Genomic DNA, 25,144 nt, shown 5'->3' with positions numbered 1-25,144 from the left:
ACTGAATTGTTATCTCTATCCCCGTTTCTGAGAATTCAAATACAGGATTATCTCCTGCTCCACATTTCCAATATCATCTCCTGTCACACTATTCACAGCAGTGCGATCCTCCAGACACTCACATGGCTCAAGCATTGCCCAATATACATCCCATGCATCAAACTTAGGCGCTCTTTGTCGAACTGATTGAATTAGTTTCCGCCGCACAGGATCCAACTGCCAATCGGGAACACGCCTTCCCCGATTTCCAAAACTCACAGCCAACAGTTGGCCAGATGCGATTTCTCGATTGATCTGATCCCGCGACTTCCCTGCAAGTTTCGCAAAGGCTGGGATAGGCAGATTGTGAGGTGCTTCGTACGCATCAAGTTTTGCCTGGCGGCTTCGCTGTATTGGTGTGCCCGCTCCAGCTTTCTGTACTTGATGGTCTCGGGTTACAGCCGATAGGCGATGGGGATGATCTGATACTTTGACTGGCTCGCCTGCCTCAAGGGCGATCAACGTAGACGCGGTTTCAGTAACACCCTCGGCCATGAATCCAGTCATTGGCCGATTGAGATTCCCAAACGAATGCTCTGCCACCGCCGAACCGACATGTATCTGTAGTGGCACCAGCGCCTGCTCCACACAGCCTTGCTCCAGCAGATCCAGTCTGTCCGCCCAATCCTGCATCATCTGGCGTCGAGGTGTGACGTAAGCGGCGTGGTTATACGCAGCACTGACTTTGCTGGGATTCACATGCGAAAGCTGCGCATCCACCCAAACGCGTGGATACCCAATTTCATTCAGGGCCGTCGAGAGCGTAGCCCGAATGCCATGACCAGTGAGCCGATTCTGATATCCCATCTTTTTCAAGGCACCGTTGAGCGTGTTTTCACTGATGCGCTTTCTTAAATCACTACGCTGCGCGAGCAGGTAGCGCTGTGCTGGCTTCACTCTCTCCAGCAGATAGCGCACGATTTCGATGGCCTGTATGGAGAGGGGAACGATATAGGCAGGAATATCCTGGGCACGCCGGCTGCCTCGTCGTAATCCTACCTGCCACTGCTTGACATTGGTGGGCGGGATGAGCCATAGCCCTTGATCCAGTTGAAACTGACAGGGTTCGGCCCGACGCAGCTCACCTGTGCGCACGCCCGTCAGCAGCAGGCGAATCCCCAACTGGGTAGTGATGGTTCGTCCCTCGTAGCCCCGTAAGGTACGCAGAAACTCGGGTAGATCACGTAAGGCCAGGAACGGATGATGTGTGACCGGTGGTTTGGGACGTGCCACGACATCCAGGTCAGCAGCAGGATTGTTATCCAGCCCGTCAACAACGACCAATGCATAGCGGTATAGCTGGTTGAGCCAGGTGCGCACTTTTTCTGCTGTCGTCAGGGCACCCCGCATTTCGATTTTTCTGAGGACATCCAGCAGATCAAACCGTTTGATTTCATGGATGGGGAATCTGCCCACCTTGGGCAAGACGTCCTTGCTGAAAATCCGCCGCATCTGCGACAAGGTACTTTGTCGTCCGTCCTGCAGTTCGAGTCTGCGGTGCGCCAGCCATTGTTGGTAGATCGCTTCGAAATTATTGGCCTGCGCCAGACGAACGGCTTGCCGTTTGCGTTTTCGATCGAGCCTGGGGTTGATGCCCTTGCTGAGCAGGGCATGGGCTTGGTCGCGCAGATGTCGAGCATCATGCAGGGATACCTCAGGATAGGTGCCCAGTGACATGCGTTTCTGTCTGGCCTGCCAGTAGTAGCGGAAGTGCCACGACTTGCTGCCTTGGGCAGAAACCGCCAAGGAGAGTCCATCCGAATCGGCCAGTGTATAGGGATGACCTGTGGCTTTTGCTTGTCGTGTCGCAGCATCCGTAAGGCTCATGATGTCTCCAGAAAAAGGCCTGGATTGAAACATCTCTGCGGACAAGCTGCCTGAGAGTCAGTCCATCCTGCCGCGAGCGCAGCTCAAAAAATGGACTTAAAAATGGACTGAAATCGCGTGGATTTAGGTGGGTGTCAGTAGACGTCGCTGGACGAAAAAAAGGCCGAAACACAAAGTTTTCGGCCTTCTTTCAATCATCTATGGACGTTGGTGGATGTCCATGGACGAAAATTTTGGAGCGGGAGACGAGTCTCGAACTCGCGACCTCAACCTTGGCAAGGTTGCGCTCTACCAACTGAGCTACTCCCGCATTTTTTACTGCACTACCGACTTGTGACCAGAATTACTGGAGGCGCAAGCCGGAATCGAACCGACCTAGACGGATTTGCAATCCGCTGCATAACCACTCTGCCATTGCGCCGTGGTCGATTAAAAAGGGAAGCCTAGGCTTCCCTTAGGAATCTGGAGCGGGAGACGAGTCTCGAACTCGCGACCTCAACCTTGGCAAGGTTGCGCTCTACCAACTGAGCTACTCCCGCATTTTGCTGTGCAGATTGAATCTGTTTTCAGCGTTTTACTTATTAGCTATTGCTTATTAAGTAAAGAAAGCTAGTTTAGAGTGGCTATCTTTGTTTGTCAAGTGTTTTTGATGTTTTGCTTAAGCTTTTTATCAATACTGCCTAACAAACTTGCCTGCTTCAAACTGTTTTTTGCTGCGAAACCGACGCTGCGCTAAGCAAGAACGTAACTATAGACTGCAGCAAAGAAGCTTGTCAATAGATTCTGTAAATTTTTCCGGAAAATTGTCTGTCCGAGCTATGCTTACTGCTTTCTTTGATCGTGGGACAGGGCCGTGGACAGGCAGCGTAATGTGGATTTGAGCTCTTTTAATACCTTGGGTTTGGGCAGCCGCGCGCGCGACCTGGTGGTGTATGACAATGTTACCCAGCTGCCTGCCTTGCAAGCGCTGGTGGAGCAGGGGGAGCGTATCTTTGTGCTGGGCGGTGGCAGCAATGTGGTGCTGGCCGAGCAAGTTGATGCCCTGGTGATCAAGGTAGAAAGTAAAGGGATTGGTTTACTGCAGGAGCGGGACGATGCCTATATCGTGGAAGCGCAGGCGGGTGAATGCTGGCATGACTTTGTGCAGCATTGTTTGAATCAAGGCTGGCCCGGTCTGGAGAACCTGGCTTTGATCCCCGGTACGGTAGGTGCTGCGCCTGTACAAAATATTGGTGCTTATGGCTTGGAGCTGGAGCAGCGGGTGCACAGTGTACTGGCCTGGAGTTTTAAGGAAGGCAAAGAGGTGGAGCTGTCTGCGGCCGAGTGTGGCTTTGCTTATAGAGACAGTCGCTTCAAGCACGATCCGGCTGGGAGCTGGTTGATTCTGGCGGTGCGCTTTGCCTTACCGCGTCAGTGGACGCCGGTGCTGGAGTACCCCGATCTTAATAAGCAAGCTCATTTGGCGGGTGAGCCAGACCCGCAAAGCATTTTTGATGCAGTCTGCGAGATTCGTCGTCAAAAATTGCCTGACCCTCGTGTCTTGGGTAATGCGGGCAGTTTCTTCAAGAATCCCCTTGTGCAGTCCGAGCAGCGTGATGCCTTGAAGCAGCAATGGCCTAATCTGGTTTCTTATGAAGTTGGGCAGGGCCAATGCAAACTAGCGGCGGGCTGGTTGATTGACCAGTGTGGCTGGAAAGGCAAGCGTGATGGTGCCGTGGGCGTGCACGATCGCCAGGCTTTGGTGCTGGTGAATCATGGTGGTGGAACTGCGCATGATATTGAACGCCTGGCCCAGGCGATTCGGGGTTCTGTTCGGGAACGCTTCGGCGTGGAGTTGGAACAAGAGCCCGTTATTGTCCATTAAACATCGACCGCGCCCCACCATCGCAGAGTTTGTGCCAGATGGTGGCGCACGGCTTCCATGGCCGCTTCGGGGTTTCCTGCCTGTAGCGTATCCAGAATCTGTAAATGCTCCTTCATGGCGGGCACAATGCGCTCGGGTAAAGGGCGGCGCGAGTGCTGCAGCACATTGATGCGATCACAGTTCTCTTCGTAGATTGTCATGGCCGAGCGGTTCTGTAGTGCTTGAGCCAGATAGCGATGCAAGGCCCAGTCCACTTCCATGGCCTGAATCTGCAAAGCGGTGGTAACAAGGCCGCTTTGTGCCTGCTCCAGAATCTTCTCGTGCTTGTCCCGCAAGCTCTCCAATGCGGGCTGCTTGGCACAGCTAGCCAGTATCCTGGCCCCCTCCTGATCAAAGACACAGCGCAGTTGGAAGCATTCCCGCAGCGCTTCCGTGGTTGCCTCCAGAACCAAAACTCCCCGCTTGGGCAGGATGGACACCAACCCGGCAGCCGCCGCGCGCTTGACGGCTTCACGCACTGGAGCCAGAGGGAAGTCGCTTAATTTCATCAGCTCCGCCATCGACACCATTTGCCCCGCGCGTACCTGACCTGTAGCCAATAAATGACGAAATGCCTGAAACGCCTGGGTGGCCAGCAAAGTGTCATCAGAGGAGGAGGGAATACTCATTTAGCGTCTCCGGTTTGCGCGCGTCGGGTTTCGTATTTGATTTTAGTTATGTTTGGCATTTCAAATTATATATATTTTGAAATGCCAGACGGGATTTTAGCTTGCGGACTTATTCTTGAATAAACAGCGCTTTGCGCAGATTTATGGCGCATAAAAATAGGGATTTTGATATCGAGTTTGGCTTGCTCAAACCCTTGCTTTGAATAGCGGTTTATCTGCTTGTGGCGGGCTTGAGCAACTGGGGAGGGGCGCGTTCAGTTCGTTTTGTTTCTGAGCGGCAATGGGAATTGAGTTTGGCCATTCATAAGCTTAAAACCCGTGTCAGCGACATAGGCTGACACGGGTTTTTTATTGAGCGTTAAGTTAACTTATCCTCAATTGAATCAGTCTTTTAAGCCGAAACTTCCTCCAGCGAACGCCCCTTGGTTTCTACCCCCAATGCAATCACCACCAACGCTGCAATAGAAAAGGAAATAGCGCCCAGGGTGAAGACACCGGCATGGCCAGTCCAAGGCAGGATAAAGCCCACCAGCAACGGTCCGAACAAGGAACCTAGGCGGCCAATGGAAGAGGCAAAACCGGCGCCTGTGCTACGTGTCCGTGTGGGGTACAGCTCGGGGGTGTAGGCATACAAAACCGACCACATGCCAAACATGAAGAACTGCATGCACAAACCAGCGCCAATCAGTTGAGCAACAGGCGCCTGACTGGTGGCGACGTGGCCATAAATAAAGGCACAGCCTGCGCTACCGAATAGCATCAAGACCATGGTTGCCTTGCGTCCCCATTTCTCCAGCAACCAGGCCGAGAAGATGAAGCCTGGAATACCGGCCAGGGAAATATAGATGGTGTAGGTAACGGACTTGGTGACTTCATACCCGGCTTGTTGTAGCAGTGCGCCCAGCCAGGTAGTCAGACCGTAGTAGCCCAGCAAGGAGAAGAACCACAGCATCCACAGCATCAAGGTGCGGCGGGCGTATTGGCCTTGCCAAAGCTGGGCAAACAGCGCGCCACGCTTAAGCTTCTCGCAAGGGGTGGGAGGCAGGGGAGAGGGCAGAGCCTGGCCGCCGTTGGCCTGAATGACTTTGTGTTCAAAAGCCGTTGTGACTTGTTCGGCGCGGTCGTTGTGGCCTGCTTCTTCCAGCCAGCGGGGGGACTCAGGAACCCAACGGCGGATCACAAACACAAACAGAGCGGGGATAGACAGGGCAATGAAGATCCCGCGCCAGCCTATATAGTCCAGGCTCAGGTAGGTCAGAATCCCGGCGCTGATAAAGCCCAGCGGCCAGAAGCCTTCCAGAATCGCGATGTACCGACCGCGACTTTTAGCGGGCACAATCTCCGAGACCATGGCCAGGCCGATGGGAAACTCCATCCCCATGCCAAACCCCAGCAGCACCCGAAACGCCATCAACTGCTCGACGTTTTGGGACAGGCCACAGGCCAGGCTTCCTACACCCCAAAAAATCATGCTCCATTGAAAGACAGGTTTGCGCCCGTACTTGTCTGCCAGCATGCCCGCAATGGCAGCACCCAAAAACATGCCTAAAAAGCTGGAGCTGGCCAGCATCCCCGCCTGCGCGGTGCTGAGCCCCATTTCTGCTTTGATGGAACCTAAAACAAAAGTCATGATGCCCAGGTCCATGGAATCAAAGAACCAGGCGGTCGCGATAATACCGAACAGCATGCGTTGATAGCGTGTCATGGGCAATCGCTCCAGGCGATTGGCCACATTGGGGGATACGGCTGTCATAGGTGTCTCCTGTAGGTCCGCTCTTGTGGCGGGTTTATGTATAGGTGACCTGCCGTCAGGCCATGGCAGGCCTTTTTTCTTCTACTGATATATTACATGGATACTAGTGGTATCTATTTTAAGATTAAATAATGGTATGTACTTAGCTGGCTAATTAATTGTGGGTCAGTGCTCCGGCTAAAGAGCCCTCAAAAGCGTGTTGAATAATGCGTTGATAGGCGCTGGTGCAGTCAGCAACCGGGAAGGCTTTGGCAAGACGAGTCACTTGCAGGGCGTCGCTCAACAGGCGCTCCAGCTGATGCTCTTGTACGCCGCATTGGTTCAGGTCAGAGGGGATGTCCAGTTGTTCGACCAGCGACCGCACATAGGCAGGTAGAGCCAGTAAGGTATCTTCCGGCTTGCCGGTTGGCATGCCCAGTAGTTGGGCGACTTCCAGCAATTCCGAGGCGCGGGTTTCACGCAGTTCGTCCAGAACGTAGGGCAGCAGCACGGCATTGGTGGTGCCGTGAGATTGATGCGTCAAACCTGCCAGTGCGTAGGCTATGCCGTGCACCGCATTCAGACCTGCCGTGCCGTAGGACAGGGCGGCATAGTAGCTGGCGCTGGCCATGCCATCACGGGCTTCAGTGTCGGTGCCGTCGCGATAGGTTCGCAGCATGTACTGGCCGCACAGGCCTATGGACTCGCGTGCAAACATCATGGTCAGGCTGGATCGGCCACTATAGCCAGGGTCGGGGCTGCCGCCACGATCAAACAGGCTGGCATCCTGCGTCACAAAGGATTCAATCGCGTGGGTCAGGGCATCAATACCGGCGTCGGCAGTGACGCGGGGTGGGCAGCTATCGCTGAGTTCCGGGTCGATGACCGCAATGGCGGGACGCAGCGCATTGCCCATGACGGCAATTTTGGTGGCATTGTCGGGGTCGACCAGAATGGCTCCCGGTGTTGCTTCTGATCCCGTGCCGGAGGTGGTGGGCAGGGCGATCAAGGGCAAGGGCTTGGTGTGGGCGGGCCAGGTCCCGCTGTAGGTGCGTATGGGCTCCCCGGTGGGGACGGTCAGACACAGGGCTTTAGCCAGATCTATATTGCTGCCGCCGCCCAACGCCAATACGAAATCGATAGGGTGATCGGCCAGGTGGGCACGTACTTGCAGCGTGGCCTGATCACATAAGGTAGTGGAAGGATCTGGCTCGCCACCATCAAAAACCACAAGTTCAATTCCCTGTTCTCTACAGGCGGCGATGTGGTCCTGAACCCAGGTGGTTTGAATGGTGAAAAAACGGTCGGTAATCAATAAGCCGCGACGCCAGCCCAGGTGGGCAATCAAGGCAGGTAGTTCATGGCGGCAGCCGCGTCCCATCAGGGTGCGGGGTGGTGGGCAAAAGAAAACGTGTGTGTTCATACGGCAGTCCTTGCGGTGTGTAGAGAGCAGAAGGGGTCTATCAATGAGGCGATTAGTTCAGTGTGTGAGCCCAGGATGCTGTGGCCCGCATCAGGCAGGCTGTGCAAGGTGGCTTGTGGCAGTGCCTGCGCCAACCGGTGGGCGTGCTCAATGGGACAGTCCTGATCCTGTTCGCCATGGATGATCAAAGAGGGGATGGAAATACGGGGAAGTTGCGCATACAGGTCGTGATGCCGATTCGCCAGCCAGGTCCAGGCCACATCCTGATGACCGGCGGCCTCCAGCAGGCCCAGGCGCTGTTCCCGTTCTGCAATTTCTTGCAGCAAGGCAGAGGTGGCCTGGGCCTTGAACCATTGAGTCCGGTTCAGGCTGGCTGTGCCCGATAACAACAGCAGGGCTTGAGGCAGTGGGGTCTGTTCGTCCAGTAAAGTCAGACAGGTTTGCAGCACCACTGAGACTCCCAGGCTCCAGCCTGCCAGGACATAGGGCGTGTGTTCAGGCAAGGCTTGAATGCTGGCGCGTAGATCCTGCACAAAGCCGTCCAGCCCGTAATCTTCCTGGCTGGAGCCACGAAAGGCATCGCCTCGGCCTCGCAAGTCCGGGGTGTGCCAGGACATCAAATTCGAGCTGGCGTTGACCACTGGCAGCCAGCTGCGATGGGTGCCCTGAATCCCATGCACGGCAATGATGGTGGTCTGTTTTGAATCGCAGGCAATGCTCATGTGGCTTCCTGGAGTAGATAAATACAACTAAGATATGAGGCTGTTGCCCAGTTCCGGCCTTGTACTTGCAGGGCCAGAGCAGGCGTCAGAGTTTGGGTGTCAGCAGCAAACGCTGCGTTTTAAAGGCAGGGTCAGCATGGTTACAAGCAAGCGGAAGGTAGCGGGAAAAGGGCAGGCTCAAGATGAGGTGCTGGACATCAAGGCCTTGACGGAACCCAAGCCCAAGCTCACAGACATTGCTTATGAGCGTTTGGAAGAAGCCATCATTACCCTGAAGCTGCCGCCGGGCAGCATCGTTTCCGAGCTGACCTTGAGCCAGATGTTCGAGATTGGCCGCACGCCGATTCGGGAGGCCATTCAACGGCTGGCACGCGAACATTTGATGCTGGTCTTGCCGCAGCGTGGGCTGTTGATTCCAGAGCTGGACATGCCCAAGCAACTGCGCCTGATCGAGACGCGACGGGAGATCGAGCGTCTGATCTGCCGTAGTGCGGCCAAACGGGCGACACGCGGTCAACGCGAGCAATTCAAGAGCTTGCATGATGCTTTCCTGGAAGCAGCCACCCAGAACGATGAAGTCAGTTTTATCCGGGCAGATCGACGGTTGAATGAGCTGGAAATCGAGGCGGCTCGCAATGAGTTTGCCGAGGCAGCGATGCGTCTGACACATGGGCTATCCCGTCGTTTCTGGTTCTGCCACTATCAGCAAAATCCGGATTTAACGGAGATGGGCAGACTGCATGCCAACTTGGCGATGTCCATTGCCGGGGGCGATATGGACCAGGCCGGTCAAAGCCTGGATCTCTTGATGGACTACATCGAAGAACTCGCCCGCACGACCCTGATTTCCAGCTTGTAAGTACAGTCAGGGCCTTAGCTGGCCAGGCCACGCTCCAGGGCGTGGGCCTCTTCTTTTTTCAAGGCCGGGCCGTCCGTGGTGTCGCCGGTATCTTCAAAACGGAAACGGCGAATAATGGGCTTGAGCTCTTCCTTGACGTGCTTTTCGCTATAGCCATTGAACAGGTGGCCAAGCAGACCGCGACGCAGATCCGTAGTGCCCATGGCCCAGTCGGCGATCGGGAACGTCAGGTTCATGTTGTACTTCATCATGATGCCCTGATTGTGGTGGGCGGTATGGTGGCGGCGAATGGTGTTGATGAAGGGCATATTGCGTACAAAGCTGTTCTCATGCACATGACAGCAGTAGTGAAAGGCCTCGTACACCAGGTACTGCGCCACCATGGTCATGAATACAAAATAGCCTGCATTGGGGTTGGTGATGGTTGCGGCCAGCCAGCCCAGAATCCCGCCGCCTACCCCCAACGTGGCCAGAACGCGCCAGGGGAAAAACACAATCCGGAACTCCTTGCTGGAATCAATTGTGGCTTCGTTGTCGGTGAAGTACTGGTGATGCTGGCGGGTGTGGCGTTCGTAGATTTCCCGCAAGCCAATGATGTTGATGCGTCGGTGCATCACATAACGGTGCATGGCCCATTCAACAAAATTACCCGCCAGAAAAACGGGGATCACAATCAGCCATTCCCAACCTACCGGGCCTAGCTGGGTGATGCTGTAGTAAATCGCTGCCAAGCCCACGATGTAGGTCACTACCACGTGAACAATGCCGTTGTAGGCGGGGCTGATGTTGGATTTGTAGTCCTCTCGGAACTTGCGTTGGCGTTCGCTCATCATGTCGGTTGTCTCCTGCGGGAAAAGGTTTATTCTTTAAATATCCAACTAACATATTAGTGATATTTTTTTCTGCGTCAAGCAGGGAAAACAGGGGGGAGGGAATGTGACAAGGGGGCGACTTAAGGGGAGAACACGCCAGAGCGTTTGGTGGAGCAGTTTTTCAGGTCAGGTTCAGGGCTGGTTTTGCAGTTTTACTGGCGAACTTGGAGCTGCTTTTTTTGTGATGAGGCGAGTTGGGAAGGGACAAGACGGGACACACTGGATCAAGGCTGGAGCAGGAGAGGAAAGGACGAGTGAAGGACAAAGCAAGGTAAAGAGTAGGGACAAAGGCAAAGGCAAAGGGATAGGTGCTGGTCAGATCAATCCAGAGTGGCCACTTTCGGAAAGTAGCCAACAGGAGGAGGCTCTGTTAAGCGAAGATAAAAAAAGCCGGCTCGAAAGCCGGCTTTTGGTCAGAGCGTTTGCAAGTCAGGAACTTACAGGCCCAGCACGTCTTGCATGTTGTACAGGCCAGTGTTTTTATCGCCCAGGAAACGGGCTGCACGCAGGCTGCCGTTGGCATAGCCAGCACGGCTGCTGGAGCGGTGCGAGATTTCGATGCGCTCGCCTTCGCCGCAGAAAAAAACGGTGTGGTCGCCCACAATATCGCCACCACGGACGACGGAGAAACCAATGCGGCCATCCTGACGGGCACCGGTGTGGCCGTGACGGGCCCAGTCAGCGACATCGTTCAGGGATTCACCCCAGGTTTTGGCAATGGCTTCGCCCATAGCCAGAGCTGTCCCCGATGGCGCATCCACCTTGTTGCGGTGGTGGGCCTCAAACACCTCGGCGTCGTAGCCCTGGTTCAGCAAGGCAGCCGCCATTTCAATCAACTTCAGGGTGGCATTGACGCCTACGCTCATGTTCGGGGCGAAGACAATGGCAATCTCGCGACCAGCCGCCAGAATCTGTTGTTTCTCTGCTTCGGAAAAACCGGTGGTGCCAATGACCAGACGGGTGCCGTGCTGCATGCAGGCGTCCAGATGGGCCATGGTGCCTTCAGGGCGGGTGAAGTCGATCAGGCAATCTGCCTGGGCCAGGGCGTTCAGGTCGTCCGTGACTTTGATACCTGTGTCTTTACCCAGAAAGGCTCCTGCATCCTGACCAATGGCTTTGGAACCGCTGTGGTCCAAGGCCGCGGCCAGTGTCAGGTCGGTACTGTTCAAAACAGCTTCAATCAGCATACGGCCCATACGGCCGTCTGCGCCAGCAATGGCAATGCGCATGTATCCAGTGTCCTTAACGTAAAGCTTAAAGCGTGGGCTGGTTGCCGCTCACGCTGGGTGTTGGGGCGGCTTGGTCGGCGTCAGCGGGGGGCGGGGTGTGTTTCTTGCCTGTGTCGCTGCGCTCGAAGGGCTGGCGGTCAGGTTGCTCGTCGCCTTCCCAGCGAACCAGAGTGTCGCCTTCAAACCAGACGGTAAAGGTGCGCTGCTCGCTCTTGCCGTAGCCAGGCTTGTTCAGGTAAGGGTAGTCCCAACGGTCGGCGTGGAAAATGTCCTGCAAGGTGGGCGAACCCAGCAGGTAACGAACCTGTTCGCGTGTCATCCCCGATTGCAGGCGGGCCACTTGCTCGGCAGTGATCCAGTTCCCCTGCTGAATGTCGGCGCGGTATGGGAAGCCCCATTTAGAGGATCCGCAAGCGCTCAGGGCGGCGGCAGCCAGGCTGGCTGCGAGTATGGCGCGGATGACAGGAGTGAATGAATTGGCCTTCTTCTGCACGAAATGCCCCAGTAGGAATAAAATCGTTATCATATAAGGGTTTAGGAAAAAGCGCATGAATTGCGCATTGAACCGCCTCAAGACGAGCTGGTTTTCAACCAGGACGGACTTGAGATCCATCCCCATCAAGATGCGATAATTTAGCCATGAACGATCAAAATGAACTGAAGAACATGGGGCTTAAGGCGACTTTTCCGCGCCTGAAGATTCTGGATATTTTTCGCCGCTCCGACCAGGACGGTCAACGCCACCTGAGCGCTGAAGACGTATACCGCCTGCTTATTGCCGAAGAAGTCGATATTGGTTTGGCCACGGTCTACCGTGTGTTGACCCAGTTCGAGCAAGCCGGCATTTTGGTGCGCAGCCAGTTTGACGGCGGCAAAGCCGTCTTTGAACTGAATGATGGCGATCACCACGATCACCTGATCTGCACCAATTGTGGCGTTGTGGAAGAGTTTACCGACAGCAATATCGAAGCCCGCCAGCACCAGGTCGCCAAAGACCACGGTTTTGTGCTGGAGAGCCATACCATGCTGCTGTACGGCATTTGCCCCAAGTGCTCGGAAGCAGGCAAGCAGGCCAAGCCTACCTTGCGCAGTTAATCCCTTTGTAGAAGGTCCGCCGGTGCGGGATCTGATGATTGGGGGCAGGATAGCCAGGGCGGCATCCTGAAAATTCAAAGAACAATCAGATCCGGATCATAGGGCCTCACGATTGGATACAAAAAAACCACCAGCTGCTTCGGCGCTGGTGGTTTAGCTTGCGTTTCAAAATTGCTTAACGCTGACGTGCCAGCATTTCCCGCGCATGTTCACGCGTTGTTTGTGTAATTTCCAGACCACCCAGCATGCGGGCGATTTCGTCCACGCGTTCGTCTTGCGTCAAAGGACGGATAGAGGAAAAGGTCTGACCTTGCTCGGTCGTTTTCTCGACCTTCAAATGATGGTTGCCGCAAGCGGCCACTTGGGGCAGGTGGGTCACACACAAGACCTGATGACGTGCCCCTAACTCTTGCAGCAAGCGTCCCACCACTTCGGCCACCGCGCCACCGACACCCGTATCCACCTCGTCAAAAATCAAGGTAGGCACGCGGGCTGCCTGGCTGGCGATAACAGACAGTGCCAGGGAAATTCGGGCCAGCTCACCACCCGAGGCCACTTTGGCCAGCGGACGTGGCGTTACCCCTTCGTGACCAGCCACCAGAAACTCCACCTGCTCTGCGCCGTGAACCTGAGGTGTGCAAGCGGTCAGGGCGACCTCGAAGCGACCGCCTTGCATGGCCATGGACTGCATCGCCTGGCTGACCTGTTTGCTCAGTTGCACACTGGTTTTGCGTCTTGCGGCACTTAGCTTGCTACTTAGCTCCTGGTACTGCTTTTCAGCCTGCTGAGCCTTGGCTTGCAAGGCTTCCAGATCAAAAGACTGTTGCAGCTGTGCCAGCTGTTCCTGCCAGGTTTCCAGCAGGCTGGGCAGTTCTTCGGGCTCCACTTTCAGCTTGCGTGCGGCACTGAAAATGGCAGAAACCCGTTCTTCTGCCTGCGCCAGACGTTCGGGGTCCAGCTCCATATCGCTTAGATAACTGTTCAAGTCCGAAGCTGCTTCGGTGACGGCAATTTGTGCCGACTCCAAGGCGTCCACAATCGCTTGCAGGCCTGGGTCATGACGCAGCAGGGCGCTCATTTCGTGGCTCGCTTTGCCCAGCAGTTGCTGTACCGAGGTTTCCTCGCCATCCAGAGCCGTCAGGGCCAAGGCACTGCCGTCAATCAAGGCCTGGGCATGGGACAGGCGGGTGTGTTCTTGTTGCAACTGGTCCCATTCACCAGCACGCAGATTCAGGCTGGACAGCTCGTTGATCTGCCACTCCAGACGCTCCTGCTCTCGTTTGCCCTGCTCAGCACTTTGACTGGCCTGTTCGACGGCTTTGCGTGCCTGGCTCAATTGCTGCCAGGACTGCGCCACTTGGCGCGCCAGGGGTAAATGGCCGCCTTGGCTGTCGAGCAGATCGTATTGGCTTTGAGGGTTCATCAGACTTTGATGAGCGTGCTGGCCGTGGATATCCACCAGCAATTCACCCAGTTCGCGCAACTGAGTCAGGGTTGCAGCGCTGCCATTGATGTAGCTGCGGTTGCGACCTTGCAGGTCGATCAGTCGACGCAAGATCAACTCGTCCGCGACATCGAAGTCACGCTCGCTCAGCCAGCTCTGAATGTCTTGTTCACAATCGAAGTGCGCGCTGACTTCTGTTCGCGGACAGCCCTCGCGGATGGCTTTGGCATCGCCGCGTGCCCCCAGCACCAGGGAGAGCGCGTCAATCAGAATGGATTTACCAGCGCCGGTCTCCCCGGAAAAAACCGTGAAGCCGGAGTCGAAATCAATCGTGGCTTGATCCACGATCACAAAGTCTCGAACGTGCAGGGTACGGAGCATAGGGGTTTATTCGTTTTCGTCGTTAGGCAAAGGGATGTGATTCCAGCCCAGCTTCTGACGCAGGGTGGAAAAAAAGCTGTAGCCCTTGGGATGGATAAAGCGAATGGTGTCCTGGGAGCGACGCACGTCAATGCGGTCTCCCTGCTGACAGTCCGACCAGGTTTGCATGTCAAAGTGCACGCTGCCACCCGATTCCACCCGGCCCAGAGCCGTAATGGTCAAGTTCAGGGTGCCTGTGTCGGGTAGCACGATAGGGCGGTGCGACAGGGTTTGCGGAGCAACGGGGACCAGCAAAAATGCCTTCAGGGAAGGGTGCAGCAAGGGACCACTGGCCGCCAGCGCATAGGCCGTGGAGCCCGTGGGGGTGGAGATGATCAGGCCGTCGGAGCGCTGGCGGTACATGAATACGCCGTCAAGCTCGACACGCAGCTCGATCATGCCGCCGCGCCCGGCACGGTTGATGACCACATCGTTCAGGGCCACGCCCGAATACAGCACTTGCCCGTCACGCACCACGCGGCCTTCCAGCATGGAGCGCTCTTCAATGTCGTATTCGCCTTTCAGCACGCGCAGCAAGGCGTCGTTGGCGTCATCCAGGGGAATGTCGGTAATGAAGCCCAGGCGGCCGTGGTTGATCCCGATCAGGGGAACCTTGCTGTGGGCTAATTCGCGCGCAGCGCCTATCATGGTGCCATCCCCGCCCATCACGATAGCCAGATCGGCGCGCTCGCCAATTTGGGCATAATCGCCGATGGGGAATTCGGTAATACCGGCATTCTGGGCGGTTGTGGCCTCAAGCAGCACCGAGCAACCAGTGTTGACCAGGGTTTTAGCCAGCGATCGGATGGGCGCATCCAAGCCGGAGTCCTGGTATCTGCCAACAATGGCAACCGTTTTGAAATGCATGGGGCGAAAACCTTATGATTGATGAAATAATGGCGATCAGTGGATTATAGAGTTGCCACTCTAGGCTTGGCTGTAAGATTCTCCCCTTTATCATGCAGAGCTGGTGTTTTTAAGTGACGTACGCGACATGGATGACAGAGCAAATGCCTTGTTGAAGGTGCTGATCGAGCGTTACATCGCCGATGGTCAGCCGGTAGGGTCCCGTACCTTATCGACCATTTTTGATTTTTCCCCGGCCACGATTCGTAATGTGATGGCCGAGCTGGAAGGCCTGGGCCTGATTCATAGCCCCCACACCTCGGCGGGGCGCATTCCTACGCCCAAAGGCTATCGCCTGTTTGTGGATCGCCTCCTGGCTGCCGAGCGTTTCGAGCGGCCCGATGCACGCAACCTTAGCCAGTACCTGCCTTTTGACGAGCCCAACCGGGCGGTCAGTTCTGCCGCTTCCTTGCTGTCGAATCTGTCGCAGTTTGCCGGTGTGGTGCTGGCGCCGAAAAAAGCCCAGACTTTCAGGCAGATTGAATTTATTCGCCTGTCTGACAAACGGGTGTTGCTGATTATCGTCACGCCGGATGGTGATGTGCAAAACCGCATCCTGTTTGTCCCGCGCGACTATCTGGAGCAGGAGCTGGTCGAGGCCAGCAACTTTTTCAATCAGCATTTCTCGGGCATGTCCTTCGAGTCGGTCAAGCTGGCCTTGTCGCAGGAGCTCAGCTCCTTGCAGGCGGACATTTCGCGCCTGATGCAACAGGCGGTGGATGTGGGCAGCCATCAGCCCGATAGCGAAGAAGCGGTGGTCATCGCCGGTGAAAGCAAGCTGTTGAACGTGACCGAGATGGTGGCGGACATGGACCGTTTGCGCCGTCTGTTTTCCTTGTTCGAGAAGAAAACCGATCTGCTGCACTTGCTCGATGTCTCCAGTCAGGCCGATGGCGTGCAAATTTATATAGGCGGAGATTCGCAGCTTTTACCTTTGGATGATGTGTCCGTCATTACCGCGCCGTATGGCGTGGATGGCAAGGTCGTGGGGACGCTGGGTGTGATCGGGCCATCGCGGATGGCGTATGATCGTGTGATTCCTATCGTGGACATTACGGCCCGGCTATTGTCCAATGCCTTGAGCCATCACTCTGCCAGTTAAGGTTTGGACCTTCAGTCTGTTGTTGGGCTGAAGGCAATCTGGCTGTCTAACGTACTAATCATCATGCCCAAGTTGTTTGCTTCTCCTTATTTGCCCGAAGCTCAGGACGCCGATATGTTCAATGATCAGGCTCCGGTACGCGAGGCCGGGCCCATCGGTATTTTGCTGGTCAATCTGGGCACGCCGGACCAGCCCGATGCTGCGTCCATTCGCCGCTACCTGGGTGAATTCCTGTCAGATCCCCGTGTCATTGAAATCCCTCAGCCGCTCTGGCAGATTATTCTGCGTCTGTTCATCTTGCCTCGCCGCCCCAGCAAGCTGGCACCGCGCTACAAGGATATCTGGTTGCCACAAGGTGCGCCCTTGCTGGTCTACAGCCAGGCACAGGCCGATGGGCTGCAAGAGCTGCTGCAATCGCAAGGCCATGATGTGAAGGTGGAGCTGGGTATGCGTTATGGCAACCCGTCCATTGCCAGTGGTCTGGATAAATTGAAAGCAGCGGGCTGCGAACGAATCTTGAGCTTGCCCCTGTATCCGCAGTATGCAGCCAGCACCACGGCTACGGCGGTGGATTGCGTGGCGGAGCACCTTGGAAAACAGCGCAATCAACCTGAGCTGCGCTTCCTCAAGCGTTACCATACGCACCCGGACTACATTGGCCCGCTGGCGGCACAGATACGCCGCTACTGGGATGAACATGGCAAGCCAGAGCGCCTGCTATTGAGCTTTCACGGCTTGCCGCGCCGCTGCGTGGAGCTGGGCGACCCTTATTACCGTGACTGCCGTGAAACGGCGGATGCCTTGCGTGCGGCGCTAGATGAGCCTGCTGTAGAAGTGCATATGGCATTTCAAAGTCGCTTTGGTGCGCAGCGCTGGCTGGAACCCTATACCGAGCCCACCTTGCGCGAATGGGGCAAGCAGGGCGTGGGGCGTGTGGATGCCGTCTGCCCCGGTTTTCTGGCCGATTGTCTGGAGACGCTGGAAGAAATCCAGGTGGAATGCCGCGACGCTTTCCTGGAAGAAGGTGGCCGCGAGTTCCATTACATACCTTGCCTGAATGACGATCCGCAATGGATTGAGGGTCTGGGACGGCTGGCCGTGCAACATCTGGGAGGCTGGTTGCCCAGTCGTCTGGTGCCAGCCGGATAGCGGTATTGGACGTTTTCCAAGGGACTGGCCAGCAAAATATGCGGGCGGGTCTTGAACTGGGGGCAGATGCCCCCATTTTTATGCGATCAACGAATTCTGTAGTGGAGATACATCGAATGGCTACACATGCCGATCCCAATAAGCCTCTGGACGGGGAAGTGACGGAAAACACGCCTGAACAGGCACAACAGGGCACCCCCGAGCACGAGCAGCCAGAGATTTTGGCTCAGCAGCCCGAAGAAAGTTCGGCTGATCTGGCCACCGAGTTGGCTCAGGCCCAGGAAAAAGTGTCGCAGTACTACGACCAACTGCTGCGTGCCAAGGCCGAAGTGGAAAACATTCGCCGCCGTGCGGAGGATGATGTCTCTAAAGCCCGCAAGTTCGGTACCGAGTCCTTTGCTGAAAGCCTGATTCCCGTGCGTGACAGCCTGGAAGCGGCTCTGGCCCAGACCGAGCAAAGCACGGACGCCTGGAAAGAAGGCGTGGAAACTACCTTGCGTCAACTGAACAAGGCTTTTGAGCGCAACAACCTGAAAGAAGTGGCTCCACAAGCCGGTGACAAGTTTGATCCGCACCTGCACCAAGCCATTTCGGCCGTGCCTTCGGAGTTTGAAGAAGGTGCAGTGGCTCAGTTGCTGCAAAAGGGCTACACCATTTCGGATCGCGTGCTGCGTCCAGCCTTGGTGATGGTGTCGGCCCCCAAGTAATAGAGCCAGCCTGTCTGTGCGCGCAGGCTGTCCGGAAGCAAGGCGTTTTTGACTGCTTTTTCGGATCAGCCGCTGGCACAGTAAAAAAATAAGGCCATTGCTCTTGAAATGCACGCAGAGTTCCCCATATGCATTTCATCAAATAATTTGCTTTCGCAATCAATCTTTTAGTCAGGTAAAAAATCATGGGCAAAATCATTGGTATTGACCTTGGAACCACCAATAGCTGTGTATCGGTGTTGGATGGCGACCAGGTTCGTATTATCGAAAATGCCGAAGGCGGTCGTACGACCCCTTCCATCGTGGCTTACATGCAGGATGGCGAAATCCTGGTTGGCGCTCCTGCCAAACGCCAGGCGGTCACCAACCCCACCAACACTATCTTCGCTGTCAAGCGCTTGATCGGTCGTAAGTTCACTGAAAAGGCAGTTCAGACAGACATCGAGCACGTGCCTTACACCATCACTGCCGCCGACAATGGCGACGCATGGGTGGAAGCTCAAGGCAAGAAGATGGCACCTCAGCAAGTGTCCGCCGACATCTTGCGCAAAATGAAGAAAACCGCCGAAGACTACCTGGGCGAAGAAGTAACCGAGGCCGTGATTACCGTGCCTGCTTACTTTAACGACAGCCAGCGTCAGGCAACCAAGGACGCAGGCCGCATTGCCGGTCTGGAAGTCAAGCGCATCATCAACGAGCCTACCGCCGCAGCTTTGGCTTTCGGTCTGGACAAGGCTGACAAGGGTGATCGCAAGATCGCTGTGTACGACTTGGGTGGCGGTACGTTTGACGTGTCCATCATCGAAATCGCCGATATCGACGGCGAGAAGCAATTTGAAGTGCTCTCCACCAACGGTGACACCTTCCTGGGTGGCGAAGACTTTGACAAGCGCATCATCGACTACATCATCGACGAGTTCAAGAAAGAAAGCGGCGTTGATCTGTCCAAGGATGTGCTGGCCTTGCAGCGCCTGAAAGAGTCCGCTGAAAAAGCCAAGATCGAACTGTCTTCCACGCAGCAGACCGAAATCAACCTGCCTTACATCACGGCAGACGCTTCCGGTCCCAAGCACCTGAACCTGAAGATCACTCGCTCCAAGCTGGAAGCGCTGGTTGAAGACCTGATCGAACGCACGATCGAGCCTTGCCGTGTTGCCATCAAGGATGCTGGCGTGAAGGTTTCGGAAATCGACGACGTGATCCTGGTCGGCGGCATGAGCCGTATGCCCAAGGTGCAAGAGCGCGTTAAAGAGTTCTTTGGCCGTGACCCACGTAAAGACATCAACCCTGACGAAGCTGTTGCCGCTGGTGCAGCCATTCAAGGTTCCGTGTTGTCCGGCGATCGTACTGACGTCTTGTTGCTGGACGTGACTCCTCTGTCCCTGGGTATTGAAACCCTGGGTGGCGTCATGACCAAGATGATCCAGAAGAACACCACGATTCCTACGCGTCACTCGCAAGTGTTCTCCACGGCTGACGATAACCAGCCTGCTGTGACCATCAAGGTGTTCCAGGGCGAGCGTGAAATCGCTGCCGGTAACAAGGCTCTGGGCGAGTTCAACCTGGAAGGCATTCCACCAGCAGCACGTGGCCTGCCACAGATTGAAGTGACCTTCGACATCGACGCCAACGGTATCTTGCACGTGTCCGCCAAAGACAAGGGCACAGGCAAAGAGAACAAGATCACCATCAAGGCAAACTCCGGTTTGTCCGACGAGGAGATCGAGCGCATGGTGAAAGATGCCGAGGTCAACGCAGCAGAAGACCACCGCATCGCTGAGCTGGCTGTTGCACGCAACCAGGCCGAGGCTTTGATTCACTCCACCCGCAAGTCCATGACGGACTACGGCGACAAGCTGGAAGCGGAAGAGAAAGAAGCCATCGAAAAGGCCATCGCTGATCTGGAGGAAACTCTGAAAGAAGGCGATAAGGAAGCCATCGACGCCAAGGTGGAAGCACTGGGTGTGGCCTCGCAGAAACTGGGCGAGAAGATGTACGCCGACATGCAGGCTCAAGCCGCAGCACAAGAAGGTGCTGAAGGCACAGCCCAGCAGCCCGCCGACGAGAACGTGGTCGACGCTGACTTTAAAGAAGTCAAACGCGATCAGTAATTGCGAGCCTGAATAAGGTTCCCTGGCCCGATCTTTGGCGGCATACGCTGGAGATCGGGCATTATTATTCAAACAGCGGCGTTTGGACGTCGTTAATCAAACATGGCAAAACGCGATTTATACGAAATTCTCGGTGTGGCCAAAAATGCGACGCAGGATGAAATCCGCAAGGCGTATCGCAAGCTGGCCATGAAGTTCCACCCTGACCGTAATCCGGATAGCAAGGACGCCGAGGAAAAGTTCAAGGAAGCCAAGGAAGCGTACGAGATCCTGTCCGACGAACAGAAACGCGAAGCCTATGACCGCTATGGTCATGCCGGAGTCGATCCCAATGCCGGCATGGGCGGTATGGGTGGCGGCATGGGCGGGGCCGGATTTGCAGACGCCTTTGGCGATATATTTGGCGAAATCTTTGGTGGTGGCGGCGGACGTCGTGGCGGTGGCCCTCAGGTTTACCGTGGCGCGGACTTGCGCTATTCGCTGGATATTAGCCTGGAGCAGGCAGCAGCCGGTTTTGATACTGAAATTCGTGTACCAAGCTGGGAAAACTGCGAAACCTGCTCGGGTTCGGGTGCCAAGCCCGGTACCTCTGCACAGACTTGTCGCACTTGCCAAGGTAGTGGCGCGGTCCGTATGCAGCAGGGCATTTTCAGCATGCAGCAAACCTGCCCGACCTGTCACGGTAGCGGCAAGGAAATTCCTGATCCCTGCGTGGTGTGTCACGGCGAAGGCAAGGTCAAGAAGACCAAGACTTTGCAGGTCAAGATTCCAGCCGGTATTGATGATGGCATGCGCATCCGCTCCAGTGGCAATGGTGAGCCTGGCGTTAACGGTGGTCCTGCCGGTGACTTGTATGTGGAAATCCGCATCAAGCCGCACGGTATTTTCCAGCGTGATGGCGAGGACCTGCATTGCGAACTGACCATCCCCTTTACCACGGCGGCCTTGGGCGGAACGGTGGAAGTGCCTACCCTGACAGGGCGTGGCGAAATCACCATCCCTGAAGGCACCCAAGTGGGCAAGACCTTCCGCTTGCGTGGCAAGGGTATCAAGGGTTTGCGTTCCAGCTACCCCGGTGACTTGTACTGCCACATTCAAATCGAGACACCTGTACGTCTGAACGAAGAGCAAAAGAAATTGCTGCGTCAGTTTGAACAGGCCTTGAGCGATGGTGGCGTCAAGCACTCGCCCAAAAGCGAATCCTGGACGGACAAGGTGAAGGGTTTCTTCTCCTGAATCCTGCAAGGGAAAGCTAAATAAAAAGCCCGGTACTGTTGCTCTGCCCCTGGCATTTGCGTGGGGCAGGCAGCAGGCCTTCAAACAGGGCTATTCAGAAACGCCCTCCGTACTTTTCGGTACAAGATTCCGAACAAGCTCTTCAGATCAGCTTGTTTCCGCGAACGGCCATCAAACAGATTAATAAATAAATACTTGGCCATAAGGGCTGGAGAGGCGTGTGGCTCCTCCAATAGTCCTCCACCTTGTGTCATGGCGTGTGTCCGCACAAGGTGCTTGACGTATATAAGTTTGATTAATAATAAATTTTATTATTATGCTGTCAGGCGGACAGATCGGTATCTCACTCGTCACCCATTGAAATCCAGGGCCCACCGTTTTTCTCAATATCCTGATCATCATTGGGAACGCTTGATCTGAACGACAAATCCCATTCCTGCATGGCTGTCGTGTCATTGCAGGATCAGGTGTTCAGAGGGAGGCTGAACAAGCTGAGGGTTTGTGATCTGTTGTGTCCGCGCTTGTGTTCCAGCATGGGAGCCAAGCATGGTGAAGACGTGTACGTTGAACACTATTGGGGAGACAAATGCTTATCCGACACTTGAGGTTTTTCGTCGCATTGGCCGAAGCACAGCATTTCGGCCGCGCGGCTGAAATATGCAATATCACCCAGCCGACTTTGTCACAAGCTATTCGTAAGCTTGAAGAGGACCTGAATTTGGCCTTGATCATTCGAGGTCATCGTTTCATGTCCTTGACACCTCAAGGGGAAAGCGTATTGCAATGGGGCAGGCAGATTCTTGCCAATTACGATAGCCTCAAGGATGACTTGAGTGGAAAAAAGGGGGGGCTGACAGGAACAGTCAGGCTTGGGGTCATCCCCGCTGCGATGCCGTCGGTTTCTTTCTTGTCCCAGCAGTTCGAGCAGCGGCATCCCATGGCGTCCATAGAAATCCGCTCCATGCCATCCAAGCTTATTCAACTGTCGCTGAATAATTTTGATATCGATGGTGGGATCACCTATCTGGACAATGAACCACTGGAACATGTTCGCTGCTTTCCTCTGTATGACGAGCGATATGTGTTTGCTTGTCATGTCGATCATCCTTTGGCCAAGGCCGAGGCAGTCAGTTGGGCCGATGCGGTGGGTCAGCCACTGTGCCTGTTGACCAACGATATGCAGAATCGCCGGATACTGGATGGCATTGCTGCCAAGGCGGGCGTCAAGCTGCACCCCAAGGTAGTTTGCAATTCATTCCTGGGAATTGCCTCCCATCTGCGCAGTGGAACTTGGTGCGCCATCGTGCCCCATACGTTTGGCTTTGTGTTTCGCGGGGTTCAGGGATTCGTCTTGCGTGCTTTGGTCAATCCTTCCCATCAGCAACAGATAGGGCTGGTGTTGTCGGACCGCTCTCCTCAGTCACCAATGGCGTGCGCCTTGCAGGCTTGTGCGGAAAATGCCGAGATCGAACACCAGTTCAGGATGGCAATTGAAGCGGACGTGCCCTGGTCGGATGACGAGCCGCCTTCTCACTCTCAATAAGCGATTCACTTGGGTGACGAGGCCGCTTTCAGGACCTATGGGAAACCCTGCATGCCCCTGAAAAAGCATGTTTTTGCATTGCAGCAAGGATCTGGTCTAAATACCGCATAGCAGGGATGTACTGGCGCTTTGTCGTCTTGCTGTCATGCAGCTTCATTGGCGCTCTCTATCGATTCTTGGAAATTATCCATTAGACGCTCGAATGGTGAGGCAGGTACCTTGGCTCTGTCTCATTCAAGACGGCTAATCTAAACCAGAAGCATTTGCGGCATTAGCCTAATCACACTACTACCGATTATCCGCATCAAACTCATGGCTTGATGCGTGGGACGTGTGCGCCCAGAAATCGGCTCAGCAGTGCTGTCGCAAGTGCTTCACAACCAGGAAGGAAATCTCATGGCCAAGGTTGTTTGCGTACTTTATGACGATCCAGTAGATGGATATCCCGCATCCTATGCGCGTGATGATCTGCCAAAAATCGATCGCTATCCTGATGGGCAGACATTGCCTACGCCGAAGTCTGTTGATTTCAAGGCTGGTACCTTGCTGGGTTCGGTTTCAGGCGAACTCGGGTTAAGGAAATATGTGGAGTCCCTGGGGCACGAGTTCGTCGTGACATCGTCCAAGGACGGTCCGGACTCGGAGCTGGAAAAGCATCTGCATGATGCGGAGGTGATCATTTCTCAACCGTTCTGGCCCGCCTACCTGACTGCGGAACGGATTGCCAAGGCACCTAAACTCAAGCTCGCCCTGACAGCCGGGATCGGTTCGGATCACGTGGACTTGCAGGCGGCAATTGATCACAAGGTAACCGTCGCGGAGGTGACCTACTGCAATTCGATTTCCGTTGCCGAGCATGTGGTCATGATGATTCTCGGTCTGGTGCGCAACTATATTCCTTCCTATAACTGGGTCATCAAGGGCGGGTGGAATATTGCCGATTGCGTGTCGCGTTCCTACGATGTGGAGGGTATGCATGTGGGGACGGTGGCAGCTGGACGTATCGGCCTGGCCGTGCTCAAGCGCCTCAAACCCTTTGGCATGCATCTGCACTACACCGACCGTCATCGCCTGCCCGAATCGGTGGAAAAGGAACTGGGCCTGACCTGGCATGCCACGCGCGAAGAGATGTATGGCGTTTGCGACGTGGTGACGCTCAATTGCCCCCTGCATCCAGAAACCGAGCACATGATCAACGATAAGACCTTGAAGTTGTTCAAGCGTGGTGCTTATCTGGTCAATACCGCACGTGGCAAGCTCTGCGATCGTGACGCTATTGCGCGCGCTCTGGAGTCCGGTCAACTGGCAGGTTACGCGGGCGATGTCTGGTTCCCGCAGCCCGCCCCTCAGGATCACCCATGGCGCACTATGCCGCATCATGGCATGACTCCTCATATTTCCGGGACGTCCTTGTCAGCCCAGACCCGTTATGCGGCTGGTACCAGAGAAATTCTGGAATGCCATTTCGAAGGCCGTCCTATCCGGGATGAATACTTGATCGTGCAGGGTGGCGGTCTGGCCGGTGTGGGTGCGCATTCCTACTCCAAGGGGAATGCGACGGGCGGCTCGGAGGAGGCTGCCAAGTTCAAGAGCGTTAAGTAGTCAGGCAGAGATGGCGTCCGCTCGAAACCGGGCGGACGCCATTTTTGGTATGCCTAAAAAAACTTGAAAACGCAGGCAGAGGAGATGGCGTGGTTACAAACAATGTGTTGAAAAGGGGCTCTATTGCATTGATCTCCGGGCTGGGGGGAGCCTTGGCGATCTGGATTCTGGCTGGACTGACCCAGGCGACAGAACTGATGTTGTTGATTGCGCCATTCGGGGCCAGTTGTGTACTTGTATTTGCCTTGCCAGAAGCGCCGGTCGCCCAACCTAAAAATGTCATCGTCGGGCATTTCCTGTCGGCATTGGTGGGGTTGCTGACCTTGACTGTTCTTGGAAACAGCATTTTGGCGATGGGGATTGGCGTTGGACTGGCGATCGCCGTGATGCAGATAAGTCGCAGCATCCATCCGCCTGCAGGTGGCAACCCTCTGTTAGTGATGGCGATTGGAGCAGGATGGCAGTTCCTGGTGCTTCCCATATTGGTGGGCTCGATCCTGTTGGTATGCATGGGATTGCTCTACCACAAGCTGGTTTCAAAGCGCGCCTATCCTGCTTGAGCACAAGACAGACAGCCTATGTGCAAGACAACAA

21 protein-coding genes and 3 tRNA genes are annotated in these 25,144 nt (G+C 55.4%); 11 read left to right on the top strand and 13 right to left on the bottom strand.

The window, feature by feature from the left end; translation table 11 throughout:
- Positions 1-15 precede the first annotated feature (15 nt).
- The 4 genes from KOE80_RS09655 to KOE80_RS09640 form a co-directional block, all read right to left on the bottom strand.
- A complete protein-coding gene (locus KOE80_RS09655) occupies positions 16-1,866 on the bottom strand; it encodes a tyrosine-type recombinase/integrase (protein ID WP_226348996.1) in 1,851 nt (616 codons plus the stop codon).
- A 234-nt stretch (positions 1,867-2,100) separates the two neighbouring features.
- Positions 2,101-2,176 (bottom strand) — tRNA-Gly (locus tag KOE80_RS09650).
- Between the two features lie 37 nt (positions 2,177-2,213).
- Positions 2,214-2,287 (bottom strand) — tRNA-Cys (locus KOE80_RS09645).
- 42 nt (positions 2,288-2,329) lie between these two features.
- Positions 2,330-2,405, bottom strand: a tRNA-Gly gene (locus KOE80_RS09640).
- 314 nt (positions 2,406-2,719) lie between these two features.
- Between KOE80_RS09640 and murB the strand changes: the two genes are divergently transcribed.
- Positions 2,720-3,730, top strand: a complete 1,011-nt coding sequence (gene murB / locus KOE80_RS09635) for a UDP-N-acetylmuramate dehydrogenase (protein WP_226348995.1) — start codon at positions 2,720-2,722, stop codon at positions 3,728-3,730.
- On the opposite strand, the gene KOE80_RS09630 is transcribed toward murB, so the two are convergent.
- From KOE80_RS09630 to KOE80_RS09615, 4 genes are all read right to left on the bottom strand, one after another.
- Positions 3,727-4,398 (bottom strand): GntR family transcriptional regulator, encoded by a 672-nt coding sequence (locus KOE80_RS09630; protein WP_009459563.1) that lies wholly within the window; start codon positions 4,396-4,398, stop codon positions 3,727-3,729. The genes murB and KOE80_RS09630 overlap by 4 nt on opposite strands.
- Before the next feature lie 391 nt (positions 4,399-4,789).
- Positions 4,790-6,151, bottom strand: coding sequence for an MFS transporter (locus KOE80_RS09625; protein ID WP_021446915.1), 1,362 nt, complete (start codon positions 6,149-6,151; stop codon positions 4,790-4,792).
- A gap of 154 nt (positions 6,152-6,305) precedes the next feature.
- On the bottom strand, positions 6,306-7,553 hold the full coding sequence (locus KOE80_RS09620) for an iron-containing alcohol dehydrogenase (RefSeq protein ID WP_226348994.1): 1,248 nt from the start codon (positions 7,551-7,553) through the stop codon (positions 6,306-6,308).
- A complete protein-coding gene (locus KOE80_RS09615) occupies positions 7,550-8,275 on the bottom strand; it encodes an alpha/beta fold hydrolase (RefSeq protein ID WP_226348993.1) in 726 nt (241 codons plus the stop codon). Before KOE80_RS09615 ends, KOE80_RS09620 begins: the two co-directional genes overlap by 4 nt.
- Positions 8,276-8,411: 136 nt before the next feature.
- Between KOE80_RS09615 and KOE80_RS09610 the strand changes: the two genes are divergently transcribed.
- Positions 8,412-9,134, top strand: coding sequence for a GntR family transcriptional regulator (locus tag KOE80_RS09610; protein WP_226348992.1), 723 nt, complete (start codon positions 8,412-8,414; stop codon positions 9,132-9,134).
- 14 nt (positions 9,135-9,148) lie between these two features.
- Here the strand turns inward: KOE80_RS09610 and KOE80_RS09605 are convergent, their stop codons facing one another.
- The 3 genes from KOE80_RS09605 to KOE80_RS09595 form a co-directional block, all read right to left on the bottom strand.
- Positions 9,149-9,967 carry a sterol desaturase family protein gene (locus KOE80_RS09605; RefSeq protein WP_226348991.1) on the bottom strand — a complete coding sequence of 273 codons (819 nt, stop codon included), beginning with the start codon at positions 9,965-9,967 and terminating at the stop codon, positions 9,149-9,151.
- A 476-nt stretch (positions 9,968-10,443) separates the two neighbouring features.
- Positions 10,444-11,235, bottom strand: a complete 792-nt coding sequence (gene dapB, locus KOE80_RS09600) for a 4-hydroxy-tetrahydrodipicolinate reductase (RefSeq protein WP_026483245.1) — start codon at positions 11,233-11,235, stop codon at positions 10,444-10,446.
- A 25-nt stretch (positions 11,236-11,260) separates the two neighbouring features.
- Positions 11,261-11,761, bottom strand: a complete 501-nt coding sequence (locus tag KOE80_RS09595) for an outer membrane protein assembly factor BamE (protein WP_196784070.1) — start codon at positions 11,759-11,761, stop codon at positions 11,261-11,263.
- 113 nt (positions 11,762-11,874) lie between these two features.
- Between KOE80_RS09595 and fur the strand changes: the two genes are divergently transcribed.
- Complete coding sequence (gene fur, locus KOE80_RS09590) at positions 11,875-12,330, top strand: ferric iron uptake transcriptional regulator (RefSeq protein WP_035272094.1); 456 nt, start codon at positions 11,875-11,877, stop codon at positions 12,328-12,330.
- A 175-nt stretch (positions 12,331-12,505) separates the two neighbouring features.
- Here the strand turns inward: fur and recN are convergent, their stop codons facing one another.
- Together recN and KOE80_RS09580 are read right to left on the bottom strand one after the other, a co-directional pair.
- Positions 12,506-14,155 carry a DNA repair protein RecN gene (recN, locus tag KOE80_RS09585; protein WP_226348989.1) on the bottom strand — a complete coding sequence of 550 codons (1,650 nt, stop codon included), beginning with the start codon at positions 14,153-14,155 and terminating at the stop codon, positions 12,506-12,508.
- Positions 14,156-14,161: 6 nt separating this feature from the next.
- Positions 14,162-15,061 carry an NAD kinase gene (locus tag KOE80_RS09580; RefSeq protein WP_009459550.1) on the bottom strand — a complete coding sequence of 300 codons (900 nt, stop codon included), beginning with the start codon at positions 15,059-15,061 and terminating at the stop codon, positions 14,162-14,164.
- A gap of 127 nt (positions 15,062-15,188) precedes the next feature.
- Here KOE80_RS09580 and hrcA point away from each other — a divergent pair, with 127 nt between their 5' ends.
- The 8 genes from hrcA (at position 15,189) to KOE80_RS09540 (ending at position 25,110) form a co-directional block, all read left to right on the top strand.
- Positions 15,189-16,202, top strand: a complete 1,014-nt coding sequence (hrcA, locus tag KOE80_RS09575) for a heat-inducible transcriptional repressor HrcA (protein WP_009459549.1) — start codon at positions 15,189-15,191, stop codon at positions 16,200-16,202.
- Positions 16,203-16,265: 63 nt separating this feature from the next.
- Positions 16,266-17,351, top strand: a complete 1,086-nt coding sequence (gene hemH / locus KOE80_RS09570; protein WP_035272097.1) for a ferrochelatase — start codon at positions 16,266-16,268, stop codon at positions 17,349-17,351.
- Positions 17,352-17,467: 116 nt separating this feature from the next.
- Entirely contained in the window at positions 17,468-18,058 is a 591-nt protein-coding gene (gene grpE / locus KOE80_RS09565) for a nucleotide exchange factor GrpE (RefSeq protein WP_009459546.1), read from the top strand.
- Positions 18,059-18,243: 185 nt separating this feature from the next.
- Positions 18,244-20,169, top strand: coding sequence for a molecular chaperone DnaK (gene dnaK, locus KOE80_RS09560; protein ID WP_035272098.1), 1,926 nt, complete (start codon positions 18,244-18,246; stop codon positions 20,167-20,169).
- A 102-nt stretch (positions 20,170-20,271) separates the two neighbouring features.
- Positions 20,272-21,405 (top strand): molecular chaperone DnaJ, encoded by a 1,134-nt coding sequence (gene dnaJ / locus KOE80_RS09555; RefSeq protein WP_009459542.1) that lies wholly within the window; start codon positions 20,272-20,274, stop codon positions 21,403-21,405.
- A 586-nt stretch (positions 21,406-21,991) separates the two neighbouring features.
- Positions 21,992-22,948: a LysR family transcriptional regulator gene (locus KOE80_RS09550; protein ID WP_226348988.1), complete on the top strand. Its 957-nt coding sequence runs from the start codon at positions 21,992-21,994 to the stop codon at positions 22,946-22,948.
- Positions 22,949-23,344: 396 nt separating this feature from the next.
- Positions 23,345-24,550 carry an NAD-dependent formate dehydrogenase gene (locus KOE80_RS09545; protein ID WP_226348987.1) on the top strand — a complete coding sequence of 402 codons (1,206 nt, stop codon included), beginning with the start codon at positions 23,345-23,347 and terminating at the stop codon, positions 24,548-24,550.
- A gap of 89 nt (positions 24,551-24,639) precedes the next feature.
- On the top strand, positions 24,640-25,110 hold the full coding sequence (locus tag KOE80_RS09540; protein ID WP_226348986.1) for an HPP family protein: 471 nt from the start codon (positions 24,640-24,642) through the stop codon (positions 25,108-25,110).
- Positions 25,111-25,144 lie beyond the last annotated feature (34 nt).

The sequence above is a fragment of the Alcaligenes sp. 13f genome, from assembly GCF_020496585.1.
GTDB classification, from domain to species: Bacteria; Pseudomonadota; Gammaproteobacteria; order Burkholderiales; family Burkholderiaceae_B; genus Alcaligenes; species Alcaligenes phenolicus.
The sequence above is the reverse complement of the archived record's forward strand: the minus strand, read 5'-3'. Positions and strand labels throughout refer to the sequence as shown.